At 68.9% G+C, this 14587-nt stretch carries 16 protein-coding genes; 11 read left to right on the top strand and 5 right to left on the bottom strand.

The window, feature by feature from the left end; all coding sequences use genetic code 11:
- Positions 1-66 precede the first annotated feature (66 nt).
- Together OH768_RS42015 and OH768_RS42020 are read right to left on the bottom strand one after the other, a co-directional pair.
- Entirely contained in the window at positions 67-780 is a 714-nt protein-coding gene (locus OH768_RS42015) for a L,D-transpeptidase (protein WP_406461729.1), read from the bottom strand.
- Positions 781-911: 131 nt separating this feature from the next.
- Entirely contained in the window at positions 912-1778 is an 867-nt protein-coding gene (locus OH768_RS42020; protein WP_406461731.1) for a hypothetical protein, read from the bottom strand.
- 228 nt (positions 1779-2006) lie between these two features.
- Here OH768_RS42020 and argH point away from each other — a divergent pair, with 228 nt between their 5' ends.
- The 4 genes from argH (at position 2007) to OH768_RS42040 (ending at position 6705) form a co-directional block, all read left to right on the top strand.
- Positions 2007-3434: an argininosuccinate lyase gene (argH, locus tag OH768_RS42025; RefSeq protein ID WP_406461732.1), complete on the top strand. Its 1428-nt coding sequence runs from the start codon at positions 2007-2009 to the stop codon at positions 3432-3434.
- Positions 3435-3565: 131 nt separating this feature from the next.
- Positions 3566-4537 carry an aldo/keto reductase gene (locus OH768_RS42030; RefSeq protein ID WP_406461734.1) on the top strand — a complete coding sequence of 324 codons (972 nt, stop codon included), beginning with the start codon at positions 3566-3568 and terminating at the stop codon, positions 4535-4537.
- Positions 4538-4618: 81 nt separating this feature from the next.
- Entirely contained in the window at positions 4619-5185 is a 567-nt protein-coding gene (locus tag OH768_RS42035; RefSeq protein ID WP_406461736.1) for a TetR/AcrR family transcriptional regulator, read from the top strand.
- The gene (locus OH768_RS42040) at positions 5182-6705 is read left to right on the top strand and encodes an MFS transporter (protein ID WP_406461738.1); all 1524 of its coding nucleotides are present in this window, start codon (positions 5182-5184) and stop codon (positions 6703-6705) included. Before OH768_RS42035 ends, OH768_RS42040 begins: the two co-directional genes overlap by 4 nt.
- Before the next feature lie 70 nt (positions 6706-6775).
- Here OH768_RS42040 and OH768_RS42045 read toward each other — a convergent pair whose 3' ends face one another.
- A complete protein-coding gene (locus tag OH768_RS42045) occupies positions 6776-7447 on the bottom strand; it encodes a lysophospholipid acyltransferase family protein (protein WP_406461740.1) in 672 nt (223 codons plus the stop codon).
- 319 nt (positions 7448-7766) lie between these two features.
- On the opposite strand from OH768_RS42045, the gene OH768_RS42050 reads away from it, so the two are divergent.
- The 3 genes from OH768_RS42050 to OH768_RS42060 all read left to right on the top strand — a co-directional run bounded on the left by OH768_RS42050 (position 7767) and on the right by OH768_RS42060 (position 10072).
- Positions 7767-8948 carry a glycerophosphodiester phosphodiesterase gene (locus OH768_RS42050; protein ID WP_406461741.1) on the top strand — a complete coding sequence of 394 codons (1182 nt, stop codon included), beginning with the start codon at positions 7767-7769 and terminating at the stop codon, positions 8946-8948.
- Positions 8949-9021: 73 nt separating this feature from the next.
- Positions 9022-9528, top strand: coding sequence for a sigma-70 family RNA polymerase sigma factor (locus OH768_RS42055; RefSeq protein ID WP_406461742.1), 507 nt, complete (start codon positions 9022-9024; stop codon positions 9526-9528).
- Between the two features lie 46 nt (positions 9529-9574).
- A complete protein-coding gene (locus tag OH768_RS42060; protein WP_019066311.1) occupies positions 9575-10072 on the top strand; it encodes a GNAT family N-acetyltransferase in 498 nt (165 codons plus the stop codon).
- Here the strand turns inward: OH768_RS42060 and OH768_RS42065 are convergent.
- Positions 10062-10499 carry a hypothetical protein gene (locus tag OH768_RS42065; protein ID WP_406461744.1) on the bottom strand — a complete coding sequence of 146 codons (438 nt, stop codon included), beginning with the start codon at positions 10497-10499 and terminating at the stop codon, positions 10062-10064. The two genes, OH768_RS42060 and OH768_RS42065, sit on opposite strands and share 11 nt — an antisense overlap.
- A 1-nt stretch (position 10500) precedes the next feature.
- Complete coding sequence (locus OH768_RS42070; protein WP_019066313.1) at positions 10501-10860, bottom strand: hypothetical protein; 360 nt, start codon at positions 10858-10860, stop codon at positions 10501-10503.
- 51 nt (positions 10861-10911) lie between these two features.
- On the opposite strand from OH768_RS42070, the gene OH768_RS42075 reads away from it, so the two are divergent.
- The 4 genes from OH768_RS42075 to OH768_RS42090 all read left to right on the top strand — a co-directional run bounded on the left by OH768_RS42075 (position 10912) and on the right by OH768_RS42090 (position 14584).
- Positions 10912-11598: an HAD family hydrolase gene (locus tag OH768_RS42075; protein ID WP_406461745.1), complete on the top strand. Its 687-nt coding sequence runs from the start codon at positions 10912-10914 to the stop codon at positions 11596-11598.
- Between the two features lie 325 nt (positions 11599-11923).
- Positions 11924-12958, top strand: a complete 1035-nt coding sequence (locus tag OH768_RS42080; RefSeq protein WP_406461746.1) for a methionine ABC transporter ATP-binding protein — start codon at positions 11924-11926, stop codon at positions 12956-12958.
- Positions 12955-13659, top strand: a complete 705-nt coding sequence (locus OH768_RS42085) for a methionine ABC transporter permease (protein WP_019066316.1) — start codon at positions 12955-12957, stop codon at positions 13657-13659. Before OH768_RS42080 ends, OH768_RS42085 begins: the two co-directional genes overlap by 4 nt.
- Before the next feature lie 88 nt (positions 13660-13747).
- Entirely contained in the window at positions 13748-14584 is an 837-nt protein-coding gene (locus OH768_RS42090; protein WP_406461749.1) for a MetQ/NlpA family ABC transporter substrate-binding protein, read from the top strand.
- Positions 14585-14587: the final 3 nt, after the last annotated feature.

A 14587-nucleotide genomic window follows, 5' to 3' on the forward strand; every position in this document is an offset into this window, starting at 1 on the left:
GGCGCGACCAGCCACGAACGACCCGCACCCGCCGTACAACCGACACCTGAACGGCGCTGCGACGCATCAGTACCGAGTGACAGCCGTAATCCCGCTCACCGTCCCGATAGCAATGTGCGGCGCCCGCCCAGGATCGACCCACCGCAAAATCCTCCGCATCGCATCCACCGGCACGGACACACAACCGGCGGTAGCCCCACGCCCGTTGACATGCAAAAAGATCCCGGCCCCACGCCCCTTCACAGGCTTGGCGTAGTTGTACCCAATGACAACCCCGTACGCGTACTGCGTCGCATAAGAGATCATCCGCTCGGACTCGGACGCCCGACAGTCACGAGCCAACGGCTCACTCCACCGGTTGTAGACCCGCGACCGAGTGTCCTCACACCACCAAGAACTCCCGTGCACCCGCCGGTACTTGACCCGAGTCCCACTCGGCGCACCCTTGATCCCGAAGGCGTACGGCAGGTCGTACAACCCGGTGGGAGTCGTGTAGGACCCCTGCTTACGAGCCCGCCCCTCGACGAGCCCCTTCGCCCCGAACCGAGCGACGGCGGAACCGACCTTCACCCACGCCCCACCTCGCCGCCGCTCCCACCAACTGAGCGTCCCCGAAGTGGAGTTGGCGCGCGGCGCCTGAGCGAGGATCAGCTGACCGCCACCCCCGGTGTCCGCGAGCAGCGAGGGCACCGGAGGCGACACGGCACGCGCGGGCGCCGCCCCCGCACCGAGCAGCAGAAGAAGAGACGCGGAGGCAAGGGCGAGAGCACCGGGACGCATGGCTCAGACGGTAGAGCGCACGCGCGCTGACGGCACCTCAGATGGGCCGAACAGGCAACGCACCCCGCTCCGGACATCACCGTGCCCGCCCCGGCCGGCGTTCATCGGGGCGGCCACGGCTGCCTGTCACGTCACTTGGTGAGCGTGCAGGCGGCCAGGGAGTCCAGTCCGGTCGGCTTGGTGCCCTGTCGCCCGATGGCGATGGCGATGCGGTCGATGGTGGAGACGCGCTTGTCCTTCAGGGGGCCGAGGATGGCGTTCTGGACGAAGTTGGCGCCGCCCTGTCCGACGGTGTCGACGAGTCGCTTGTTGGCCTCGGCGATCTGCGTGTCGAGGAGGGCGAGGTTCCGGTCGACCTCGGCCTGCGCGGAAGCCGGAACCGCCGGCAGCTGCGACTTCACGTCCGGGCAGGAAATGGTCCCGACCGCACTCGACCCGGCGGCGGTGTCGTCCGTCCCCCCGGCCGCCTGCGTGGCGGCAGCCGTCGCGCTCGGGGTGGCGGTCGCGGCGTCCGTCGCACCGGTCGAACCCGTAGTACCCGTAGCACCGGCCGAGTTCAGGGTGCACGCGGCGAGCGCGTCGAGGCCCGTCGGCTTGGTGCCCTGTCGCCCGATGGCGATGGCGATGCGGTCGATGGTGGAGACGCGCTTGTCCTTCAGGGGGCCGAGGATGGCGTTCTGGACGAAGTTGGCGCCGCCCTGTCCGACGGTGTCGACGAGTCGCTTGTTGGCCTCGGCGATCTGCGTGTCGAGGAGGGTGAGGTTCCGGTCGACCTCGGCCTGCGCGGAAGCCGGAACCGCCGGCAGCTGCGACTTCACGTCCGGGCAGGTGATCGTCCCGGGGTCGGACAACGTGCGGGCGCTCTGCGTGGTGCTGCTCTTGTCCGGCGTCCCGGCAAGGGCGGTACCGGCGATGACAGCACCGGTGAGCGCCACGGCGGCGGCACCGCCGATGAACACGACGCGACGCTTGTTGTACTTGGGGAGAGCCCTGGACATGCGAATGCCTCACTCGGGTCAGGGGTGAACTGAAGGTGACTCGTGGGGGGAAACGCGGCGCCTGCGTTCGGCGAGAGGTACGGGAAAGCGGTTGCTGGTGTTCAAGATTGTTCAAGGGTCTTTCAAATTGACGAATCATGCAGAGCTCTGCATAATCATGCATGCGAGACAATGCAGGGACACCACAGAACGACGAACCCCGTCCACGGCCTTTGAGGAGCAGCGCAAGTGAGCAGCAACAGCGGTGACGTACGGCTCTGGGGCGGTCGTTTCGCCGACGGTCCCGCCGAGGCCCTGGCGAAGCTGTCCGCGTCCGTCCACTTCGACTGGCGGCTCGCGCCCTACGACATCGCCGGTTCCCGCGCCCACGCACGCGTACTGCACAAGGCGAACCTCCTCACGGACGACGAGTTGACCCGCATGCTCGGGGGCCTCGACCAGCTCGAAGCGGACGTCGCCGACGGCTCCTTCGTGGGCACGATCGCCGACGAGGATGTCCACACCGCCCTGGAGCGCGGCCTGCTGACCATCCTCGGCCCCGACCTCGGCGGCAAGCTGCGGGCCGGCCGCTCCCGGAACGACCAGGTCGCGACGCTGTTCCGCATGTGCCTGCGCGACCACGCCCGGACGATCGGCGGCCTGATCGCCGACCTCCAGGACGCGCTGGTCGGCCTCGCGGAGGCCCACCCCGACGTGGCGATGCCCGGCCGCACTCACCTCCAGCACGCCCAGCCGGTGCTCTTCGCCCACCACGTCCTGGCCCACGTCCAGTCCCTGTCCCGGGACGCGGAGCGGCTGCGCCAGTGGGACGAGCGCACCGCCGTCTCCCCGTACGGCTCGGGCGCGCTGGCCGGCTCCTCCCTGGGCCTGGACCCGGAGGCGGTGGCGAAGGACCTCGGCTTCGAGCACGGCTCGGTCGCGAACTCGATCGACGGCACGGCCTCCCGCGACTTCGTCGCCGAGTTCGCCTTCATCACCGCGATGATCGGGGTGAACCTCTCCCGGATCGCCGAGGAGATCATCATCTGGAACACGAAGGAGTTCTCCTTCGTCACCCTGCACGACGCGTTCTCCACGGGCTCGTCGATCATGCCGCAGAAGAAGAACCCGGACATCGCGGAGCTGGCGCGCGGCAAGTCGGGCCGCCTGATCGGCAACCTGACGGGTCTGATGGCAACGCTCAAGGCGCTCCCGTTGGCGTACAACCGGGACCTCCAGGAGGACAAGGAGCCGGTCTTCGACTCCATCGACCAACTCGAGGTCCTGCTCCCGGCGTTCACCGGCATGATGGCCACCCTGACGATCCACCGCGACCGCATGGAGGAACTGGCCCCGGCCGGCTTCTCCCTCGCCACCGACATCGCCGAGTGGCTGGTCAAGCAGGGCGTCCCGTTCCGGGTAGCCCACGAGGTCGCCGGCGAGTGCGTCAAGGTCGCGGAGTCCGAGGGCATCGAACTCGACGGCCTCACCGACGAACAGTTCGCGAAGATCTCCGCCCACCTGACCCCCGAGGTCCGCACGGTCCTCAACGTCCCCGGCGCCCTCGCCTCCCGCAACGGCCGAGGCGGCACGGCCCCGAGCGCGGTGGCAATCCAACTGGCAGAGGTGAAGGCGGATCTGGTCCAACAGCACATCTGGGCCAACGCCAAGTCGTAAAGGGGCGCGGGGCTGTGTCGATTTGCGGTTCCGCCGCGTGGGCGCGAGCAACCACGACGCACCCGCACTCGCCGATCAACCGCACAACCCGAATCCTGAGGCGAACGGGCATCCCGAGTTACGTTGTCGGTATGCCCTTCGCCCGCCTCGCCACCGCCACCACGCCCACGGCCCACCTCGGACTCGGCCTCGCCGCAGTAGGCCGCCCCGGCTACATCAACCTCGGCCGGGACGAAGACCTCGGAGAGAACCGCACCGTAGAAACACTCCGCACCCGCACCCACGAACTCCTCGACGCCGCGTACGCGCAGGGCGTCCGCTACTTCGACGCGGCCCGCTCCTACGGCCGCTCGGAGGAGTTCCTCGCCGACTGGCTGACCGCCCACCCCGACCTCGACGACATCGTGGTCGGCAGCAAGTGGGGCTACACCTACACCGCCGACTGGACCACGGACGCCGAGAAGCACGAGGTCAAGGACCACAGCGTCCAGACCTACGACCGCCAGCGCGGCGAAACCGCAGAACTGCTCGGCGATCGCCTGGACCTCTACCAGATTCACTCGGTGACCCCGGACAGCCCGGCCCTCACCGACAAGGAACTCCACGCGAGGCTCGCCGAGGCCACCGCAGACGGCGTGACCATCGGCTTCTCGACGAGCGGCCCGGCCCAGGCGGACGCCATCCGCGCCGCGCTCGCCGTGACGGTCGACGGCGAGCCCCTCTTCCGTACCGTCCAGTCGACCTACAACGCCCTGGAGACCTCGGCAGGCCCCGCCCTCGCCGAGGCCCACGACGCCGGACTCACGGTGATCGTCAAGGAGGGCATGGCCAACGGCCGGCTGGCGGGGCCGTACGCACCGGACGCCCTGAAGGCCGTGGCGGAAGAGACGTCCTTGGGTGCCGACGCGGTCGCCCTGGCCCTCATCCTGCGCGAGCCGTGGGCAGGGGTGGCCCTGTCCGGCGCGGCGACGGTCGGTCAGCTGGCGTCCAACCTGCACGCGGCGGTCGTGGACCTGAACGACGACCAGCTCGCCCGCCTCGCCGTACTCGCCGAGGACCCGCACACGTACTGGGAGAAGCGCGGACAGCTGCCCTGGCACTGAGAGATCCCGACGCTCGACCACCCGTGAGGCAGCCATGCCCGTAATGAGACATGAATGTCTCACATGGGTTATGGTTGTCTCATGGCTCTCGACCGCGACCACGTACTCCGCGCTGCCGCCGCCCTGCTGACCCGCAAGTCCACCGCGACCATGGACGAGGTCGCCAAGGCGGCCGGGATCAGCCGGGCCACCCTGCACCGCCAGTTCGCGGGCCGCGACGCGCTTGTACGGGCGCTGGAGGCGCTCGGTATCGCCGAGTGCGAGGCCGCCCTGGACGCGGCGCGGCTGGACGACGGCCGTGCCGAGGACGCCGTACGGCGACTCGTCCGCGAGGCCGAACCGGCCGCCGGTCTGCTCGCCTTCCTCTACACGGAGAACCAGCTGTTCGAGGGCGAGGAGCAGCACGCCGGCTGGGCCAGGATCGACGACCGCATCACCGCCCTGTTCCGGCGCGGCCAGCAGAGCGGCGAGTTCCGCATCGATCTCACGCCCGCCTGGCTCACCGAGGCGCTGTTCGGCCTGCTGGCCTCCGGGGTGTGGCTGGTACAGAGCGGCAAGGGCGCCCCCAAGGACTTCACGCACATGACCGTCGAGCTGTTGCTCGGCGGCGCACTACGCAGAGACGCAACACGGAGAGAGGAATCATGACCAGCACCCTGCAGCCGGCGGCTGTGACGGAGACGGAGAAGCGCCCGGGCCGTTGGCTCGCGCTCTCCGTCCTCGTGCTCGCCGTGCTGCTGGTGGCCGTGGACGCGACCGTCCTCGGCCTCGCGACCCCTTACATCAGCGAGGACTTGAAGCCGTCCGGCACCCAGCTCCTCTGGATCGGCGACGTCTACTCATTCGTCATCGCGGGCCTGCTCGTGTCGATGGGCAGCCTCGGCGACCGCATCGGCCGCAAGCGGATCCTGCTCGTCGGGGCCACCGCCTTCGGCGCGATCTCGATCCTCAACGCCTATGCCACGACACCGGAGTTGATGATCCTGGCCCGGGCGCTGCTCGGTGTCGCGGGTGCGACCCTGATGCCCGCCACCCTCGCCCTGATCCGCAACCTCTTCCACGACCCGCGCGAACGCAGTCTCGCGGTCGGCATCTGGGGCGCAACGGCGTCCGCCGGTACGGCAGTCGGTCCCGTCGCCGGCGGCTTCCTGCTCGAACACTTCTGGTGGGGCTCGGTGTTCCTCATCAACCTGCCCGTGATGGCGGTCCTCGTCCTGGTCGGCATCAAGATGCTCCCCGAGTCGAAGAACCCCAACCCCGGGCCCTGGGACATGATCAGCGTCGCGCTGTCCCTGGTGGGTGTGATCGGCATCGTCTACGCGGTCAAGGAGGCCGCGACCCACGGCTTCGAGTGGCCCGCACTCGCGGTGGGCGCACTGGGCGCGGCGGCCCTGTACTGGTTCGTCCGCCGCCAACTCACGATTCCCGCACCGCTGTTGGACATGCGCCTGTTCCGTAATCGGGGCTTCAGCGCGGCCGTCCTGGCCGACCTGCTGACCATCCTCGGCCTGTCCGGGCTGGTGTTCTTCCTCTCCCAGTACCTGCAACTGGTCCAGGGCAGGGGCCCGTTCGAGGCGGGCCTGGCCGAAATCCCCGCCGCTGTCGGTGCGGTGGCGGCCGGTCTGATCGCGGGCCGGGCGGCCCGCCGCTTCTCGGTCCGCGCGGTGGTCGCGGGCGGCCTCGCCGCGGTCGGCCTGGCCCTCGCCGTACTGACAACCCTCGGCCAGTCGACCGGCTACCCGCTCCTCGGCGCCGCACTGCTGGTGGTCGGCGTCGGCGCAGGCTTCTCCTTCACGGTGACAGCCGACGTCATCCTCTCCTCCGTACCGAAGGAACAGGCAGGCGCGGCCTCGGCGGTCTCAGAAACGGCCTACGAACTGGGCGCGGCCCTCGGCATCGCCGTACTGGGCTCCATCGTGACGGGCGTGTACCGGGGCTTCGCAGCTCCGGCAGGCACTCCGAGCGGGGCGCACGAGTCGTTGGGTGGCGCGGTGGAGGCAGCGGGCAGCCTGCCGACGCAGGCGGCTCAGGAAATGCTGACGTCGGCAAGAGAGGCTTTCGTCAACGGCCTCAGCCTGGCATCGGGTGCAGGCGCAACAGTCCTGCTGGCAACGGCGGTTGCGGCATGGTTCATGCTGAAGAGTCAGAAGCTGGAAGACGCAGGGTAAGGGCGATGTTTTTAGGGGCGCGGGGAACTGCGCGACCAGCCCCCACGCACCCGCACCCGAAAACGAACCCCTACGCGGCTTTGGCCTTCGTGGCGTACATATCCACGTACTCCTGCCCCGACAACCGCATGACCTCGGTCATCACAGAGTCGGTAACAGCCCGCAGCACATACCGATCCCGGTCCATCCCCTCGTACCGGGAGAACTCCATCGCCTCACCGAACCGAACAGTGACCCGCCCGGGGCGGGGAATCCCCGCACCCCCCGGCTGCAACTTGTCCGTGCCGATCATGGCGAACGGAACAACCGGCGCGCCCGTCATCATCGTCAGCCGGGCGATGCCGGTACGGCCCCGGTACAGTCGCCCGTCGGGCGACCGCGTGCCCTCGGGGTAGATGCCGAACACCTTGCCCTCTTCCAGGATGCGGCGCCCGGTCATCAGCGCGGCGACCCCGCCGTTCGCCCCGTCCCGGTCCACCGGGATCATGCCGACGCCGGTGAAGAACCAGGCCATGAGGCGGCCTTTGAACCCCTTGCCGGTGACGTACTCGTCCTTGCCGATGAAGAGCACCTGCCGGTCGCAGACCAGCGGAAGGATCATCGAGTCGATGAACGTGAGGTGGTTGCCGGCCAGGATCACCGGGCCGTCGTCGGGGATGTGCTCCGCGCCCTCCACACGTGTGCGGAACATCAGGCGCATGATCGGTCCGAGCACTGCCTTGATGAGCACGAAGCGGGACAACGGGCCCTCCGGTGTCAAGGGGTCGATATAAAACTGTGCAGGTGAGGACGATACTCGCGGTACCCCGCGTATTGCACATCGGGCTCACCGAGGTCTTACGCAATGTTGACGCACGTTTACCTGCGGTGTCGCTCCGGAGTCGTCCCGTAACCGGGCCGCCATGTTGTGACGCATCTCGCCTTCCTTGCTGATGGCGTGTCAAACCTGTCCGTCCGTACGACATCCAGCGTCACCGTCGTGTTCCCACCGAGGTCTCCCGCTCGTCATGTGCGCGCACCTACGATCGGCGCGCACCGACGGGGCGACGCCAGGAGGTTTCATGGACACGCAGGGAACGCAGGGGCCGAACGAGCGAGCGGGCGGCACCGGACGACGGGCGCTCCTCGGCGCGGCCGTGCTCGGTGCGGGAGTGGCCGCACTGGGACCGGCGGGCACGGCGAGAGCCGCCGAGGCCACGACGGCCCGCCACGGCGGCGGTCTGAAGGACCTGCCCAAGCCGACCATCGTCGGGCACCGGGGAACCAGCGGCTACCGCCCGGAGCACACCTTCGGCTCGTACAACCTGGCCCTCGACCTGGGCGCCGACATCGTCGAGGCCGGCGACCTCGTCCCCACCAAGGACGGTCACCTGGTCTGCCGGCACGAGCCGGAGATCGGCGGCACGACGAACGTCGCCGACCACCCCGAGTTCGCGAGCCGCAAGACCACCAAGCTGCTCGACGGCGTCTCCACGACCGGCTGGTTCACCGAGGACTTCACGCTCGCCGAGCTGAAGACCCTGCGCGCCATCGAGCGCATCCCGGCCAACCGCCCGCACAACACGCTCTACAACGGCCGCTGGGAGATCCCGACCTTCGAAGAGGTCCTCAAGTGGCAGGACGAGCAGACCCGTAGGCGCGGCAAGCAGGTCTGGATCTACCCCGAGATGAAGCACCCCACCTACTTCCGCAAGCGCGGATTCGAGATGGAGAAGCTGCTCTCGACGGCCCTGCGCAAGCACGGCAAGGACAAGCGGAACTCGCCGGTTCTCATCCAGTCCTTCGAACCGACCAGCATCCAGAAGATCAGCAAGCTCGTCCGCAACAACCTGGTGGTGCTGCTGTCCGGTACGGGCACCCAGCCCTTCGACTTCATCGACCTGGGCGACCCGCGCACGGTCGACGACCTGGTCAAGCCCAAGGGCCTCGCCGAGATCGCGACGTACGCGCAGGGCCTGGGCCCGACGCTCGACCTGATCATCACGAAGAACGCCGACGGCAGCCTGAACAAGGAGACCACCCTGGTCGCCGACGCGCACAAGGCCGGCCTGATCCTGCACCCCTACACCATGCGCAACGAGAATCCCTTCCTGCCGCTGGAGTACCGCAAGGGCACCGCCGTGGACGCCTACGGCGACGTGTTCGGCGCCTTCAAGCGCTACTTCGCCACCGGCATCGACGGTGTCTTCACCGACAACGCCGACACCGGTCTGCTGGCCCGCGCGGACTTCGTCAACGGCTGAGCCCCGCGCCCCGTTGGAGTGACAGACGGCCGCCCCGGCAACCCTCCGCCGGGGCGGCCACGTCGTGCCGCATATGACACACCAACTCGTCGCTACTCTGCGCCCACTGCTCGCCGCCGAGGCCTCTGCCGAGGCACATGCCTCCGGAACCGAACCGGCCGACCTCGAACAGGCCGTCTGGCTCCGCCTCCTGGAGCGCCTCGACGCCTCCGGCCCACCGGTCGACCCCCAGCGCTGGCTCCGCCGCGCGGTCCGCTCGGAGGCCCAACGCACCCGCCGCACGGCCCGTCTCGAACAGTCGTACGGCGATGATCCCGTCGAGGACAGTGACTGCGGCCCGGAGCAGGTCGCCCTCACTGCGGCGCGGCACCGCGCGCTGCACGACGCGGTGCGCCGGCTGCCGGGGCGCTGCCCGCGTCTGATGGAGGCGCTGCTGTCGCCCAAGGACCTCACCTACCGCGAGATCGCAGGGGAGTTGGGTATCTCACAGGGCAGTCTCGGCCCGGAACGTTCCAGATGTCTGGGATGTCTTCGTCGATTGCTGACGCCGGAGGTTGCGGCCCGCGAAGCACGGGGATAGGAGTGAGGGACCACATGGCGATCAGGTGAGCGGGAGGCGTGCGCACATGGGCATGAGCGTGACCATCTCGGTGGCGACCGAGCAGGACGCAGAGCAGATCTTCAGGCTGCAGTACCTGTGCTTCCAGAGCGAGGCGGCGCTGTACGGCAACTACCGCATCGACCCGCTCGTCCAGAGCCTCGACTCGGTCCGGGCCGAGCTCGGCTCCGACTGCGTCTTCGTGGCCCGGCTGGGCGAGGAAGTGGTCGGCTCGGTCCGCGGCACGGTCACGGAGGACGGCGCCGCAGCCATCGGCAAACTCTGCGTCCACCCGCGCCTCCAGGGCCACGGCATCGGCGCCCGCCTTCTCCGCGCGGCCGAATCGGCCCTCGCCGAGGAACGCGGCGCCAAGAAGTTCCGCCTCCACACCGGCCATCGCAGCGAGGGCAACCTCCGCCTGTACCGCCGCGTGGGCTACGAGACCGTAGGCACCTCCCAGGGCGACGACGGCGTACCGATGATCGTCCTGGAGAAGCCGGTCGAGGCGTACGTCGCTACGGCGTGACCGTGTCGGCGCGGTTCTTCCGCAGCCAGTAGAGCGCGGACAGCGGCAGCAGCACGGGAATGAAGATGTACCCCGCGCCGTAGTACGACCAGACCGTCGCGTCCGGGAAGGCCGAGCTGTCGATCACGGTCAGCGTGCCGACGATCAGGACCCCCGCGAGTTCGGCGGCGCAGCACGCCTGTGCCGCCCTGCGGGCCTTCTCGCCGCCGCGGATCAGGGAGTACGTGATGAAGCCGTACACCACTCCCGCGACGGCCGACAGGGAGTAGGCGAGCGGGGCCCGGTCGAACTCGGTGGCGATCTGGTAGACGGAGCGCGAGACCGCGCCGACGACCATCACGCCGTAGAACCAGACGAGCAGCATGCCGGGCCCGCCGATGAGCCGCTTCGGCTTCTCTTCCACGGTGCTCTCTTCCACGGTGGTCATCTCAGCTTCCCCAGATGTCGTAGAGCCGGACTTCGAGCACGGCGAGGACCACGGCGCCGGCCGCGACCGTCGCCGTGCCCCAGCGGGTGCGCTCCGCCAGGGACATGAAACCCGCCGCGGGGACCGCCGCGAACGCGCCCAGCAGATACGCCACGAAGATCGCCGTGCCCTGCTCCGCCTTCTCGCCGCGCGCCAACTGCACGATGCCGACCACCAGTTGGACCGTGGCCAGCAGGGTGACCACGGCCATCCCGATGAAGTGCCAGTCCTTCGTCGACTGGTCGCGGTAGGCCGCCCACCCGGTCCAGGCGGCGAGCAGCAGCGCGGCGACACCGATCGCCAGCGTCAGGGCATCAAGCATGCGGCGACCCTATTACGGGCCAAAAGACCCGGTGACCGTAGGGTCGGGAACGTGAAGATCCATGCTGAGGCCCTCCTGTTCGACAACGACGGCACGCTCGTCTCCTCCCTCGAATCCGTGCGCAGGTGCTGGACGCGGTGGGCGGCGGAGTTCGGGATCACCGCCGAGGACTTCGCCCGGGTCGAACTGCACGGGCGGACCGCCGTGGCGATAGCCGCCGACCTGCTGCCCGCCGACGTCGTCCCGGCGGCGGTCGCGCGGATCGAGGCGCTGGAGGTCGAGGACGTGCCCAACGGGGGTGCCGTCCTGCTGCCCGGTACCAAGGAATTCCTCGACTCGCTGCCCTCCCCCACGCTCGAATCCTGCTCGCGCGGGGGGACCCCCATCCGCTGGGCCGTCGTCACCTCCGCCACCCGCCGACTGGCCGAGGCCCGGCTCGCGCACGCCGGCATCCTGCCCAAGACCCTCGTGGTCGCCGAGGACGTCACGCGCGGCAAGCCCGACCCCGAGCCCTACCTCCTCGCCGCCCGCCGGCTGGGCGTCGACCCGGCCCGTTGTGTCGTCTTCGAGGACGCCCCGGCGGGACTCCAGGCGGGCCGCGCGGCCGGAATGATCACCGTGGCATTGGCCACAACCCACCAGGCCCACGAGCTGGACGCCGACCTTGTTGTGAGTGACCTGTCAGCCCTGTCCGTGCTGGTCAGCGACGGGGAAGTGGAGATCTCCGTGCGCCCCTGACAGCCGTCCGCCGCTGTCCGACATGCGGACAGCGGCACTTTGTCAGGACCGTACGTCTGCTTTACTGATTCCATGACCACGACGAGCAGCCGCACCCTTGCGACCGAGGCGACCCTGACGCCCGGTGCTCGTTGTATGTGTCGAATGTGCGCCTTCTAGAGGGCCCCCGCACCACCCCGGGCCCAGCGCCCGAAGCCTCGCGCCCCGAAGCGAGCCGTGGCATGTCCATGTGCTGAACGCCGTGTGACTCCGCCGCCCCACGCACATTTCCCCCCTCGTACCAGGGCACATCCACGCCCGTGTACTCGACAGTCATGGAACCCCAGTGATCACCACATCGGGCCTGACCAAGGTCTACCGCTCACGCGGCCGTGAGGTCACCGCCCTCGACGGCGTCGATCTCCACGTCCGCGAAGGCGAGGTGTACGGCGTCATCGGCCAGTCCGGCGCCGGCAAGTCCTCGCTCGTCCGCTGTGTCAACCTGCTGGAGAAGCCCACCGCCGGCACGGTCACCGTCGACGGGCAGGACCTCACCGCCCTCGCCGGGCGCGGGCCGCGCGCCGGACGGGAACTCCGGCAGGCGCGCAGCCGTATCGGCATGGTCTTCCAGCACTTCAACCTGCTGTCCTCGCGGACCGTGCAGGACAACGTCGAGCTGCCGCTCGAAATCCTCGGGAAGTCGGGGAAGGAACGGTCCGCCAAGGCCCTCGAGCTCCTCGGCCTCGTCGGGCTCGGCGACAAGGCGAAGGCCTACCCGGCCCAGCTCTCCGGCGGTCAGAAGCAGCGTGTCGGCATCGCCCGCGCGCTGGCCGGCGATCCCAAGGTGCTGCTCTCCGACGAGGCCACCAGCGCCCTCGACCCGGAGACCACCCGCTCGATCCTCCAGCTGCTGCGCGACCTGAACCGGCAGCTGGGCCTGACCGTCCTGCTCATCACCCACGAGATGGACGTCGTGAAGTCGGTCTGCGACTCCGCCGCGCTCATGCGGCACGGGCGCATCGTCGAGTCCGGCACGGTGAGCGAACTGCTCGCCACCCCCGGTTCCGAGCTGGCCTCCGCGCTCTTCCCGGTCAGCGGCGAGGCGGGCGGCGAGGACCGGACCGTCGTCGACGTCACCTTCCACGGCGAGGCCGCCACCCAGCCCGTCATCTCCCAGCTCTCGCGCACCTACAACATCGACATCTCGATCCTCGGCGCCGCCATCGACACCGTCGGCGGACTCCAGGTCGGCCGCATGCGCATCGAACTGCCCGGCCGCTACGAGGACAACGTCGTGCAGATCGGCTTCCTGCGCGAACAGGGCCTGCAGATCGACGTGTTGGGCCAGGAGCCCGTACTGCTGAAGGAAGGTGCCAAGTGAGCTGGTCCGAGATGCAGCCCCTGCTGTCCCAGGCGTGTTGGGACACGCTCTACATGGTCGGCTGGTCCACGGTCATCGCCGTCGTCGGCGGACTTCCGCTCGGCATCCTGCTGGTGCTGACCGACCGCGGCGGACTGCTGCAGAACGTCGCCGCCAACAAGGTCATCGGGCAGATCGTGAACGTGGCCCGCTCGCTGCCCTTCATCATCCTCATGGTCGCGCTGATGAACTTCACCCGGACCATCACCGGGACGACCATCGGCCGCGAGGCCGCGATCGTGCCGCTCGCTATCGGGGCGATTCCCTTCTTCGCGCGCCTGGTCGAGACGGCTGTCCGCGAAGTGGACGGCGGTCTCGTCGAAGCCGTGCAGTCGATGGGCGGCAACACCTGGACGATCGTGCGCAAGGTCCTCGTACCGGAGTCCCTGCCCTCGCTGATCTCCAGCACCACCACCACGATCGTCGCGCTCATCGGCTACTCCGCGATGGCCGGCACGGTCGGCGCGGGCGGCCTCGGCGACATCGCCATCCGCTACGGCTACCAGCGCTTCGAGACCCAGCTGATGTGGATCACGGTGGCGATCCTCGCGGTCGTCATCTCCCTCATCCAGTTCGCCGGCGACTACGCGGCCCGCTCCGTGCACCGGCGCGGCGGACGGTCGGGACCCGCGCCGAGGCTCCGGCTGCTGAAGGCCGCGTAGGCCCATCCCGGCACCCCACCCCAAAGGCTCCCCGCACCACCCAACGCGGGGCCGTAATACGCAACACCCTTCAGGAAAGGCACTTTTCGTGCGTAACACCGCAAAGCTCACCACCGCCGTCCTCGCCGCCGGAGCCCTCACCTTCGCGCTCTCCGCCTGCGGCTCGGACAAGGGCTCCTCCTCGGCCTCCTCCGACTACAGCGGACCGCTGGTCGTCGCCGCGAGCCCCACGCCGCACGCCGAGATCCTCGACTACGTCAAGGACCACCTGGCGAAAAAGGCCGGACTCGACCTGGAGGTCAAGGAGTTCACCGACTACGTGACGCCGAACACGGCGACGGAGGACGGCTCGGTGGGCGCCAACTACTTCCAGAACCAGCCGTACCTCGACGACTTCAACAAGAAGAACGGCACCCACATCGTGCCCGTCGTCACGGTCCACCTGGAGCCGCTCGGCCTCTACTCCCACAAGGTGAAGAGCGCCGACGCCCTGAAGAGCGGCGCGACGATCGCCGTCCCGAACGACAGCGTCAACGAGGCCCGCGCCCTCAAGCTGCTCGCGGCCAACGGGCTGATCACCCTCAAGTCCGGTGTGGGCAACGAGGCGACCCCCGCGGACATCACCAAGAACCCGAAGAACCTCAAGTTCAAGGAGCTGGAGGCGGCCCAGACCCCGCGCTCCCTGGACGACGTCGACGCGGCCGTCATCAACGGCAACTACGCCATCTCCTCGGGCCTGAAGCCCGCCAAGGACGCGATCGTCCTGGAGTCCGCGACGGACAACCCGTACGGCAACTTCCTCGCCGTGAAGAAGGGCAACGAGAAGGACCCGCGCGTCAAGAAGCTCGCGAAGCTGCTGACCTCGCCCGAGGTGAAGAAGTTCATCGAGGACAAGTACGCCGGTTCGGTCATCCCGTCCTTCTGAGTC

This window comes from Streptomyces sp. NBC_01622 (genome assembly GCF_045209635.1).
In the GTDB taxonomy this organism is placed as follows: Bacteria; Actinomycetota; Actinomycetes; order Streptomycetales; family Streptomycetaceae; genus Streptomyces.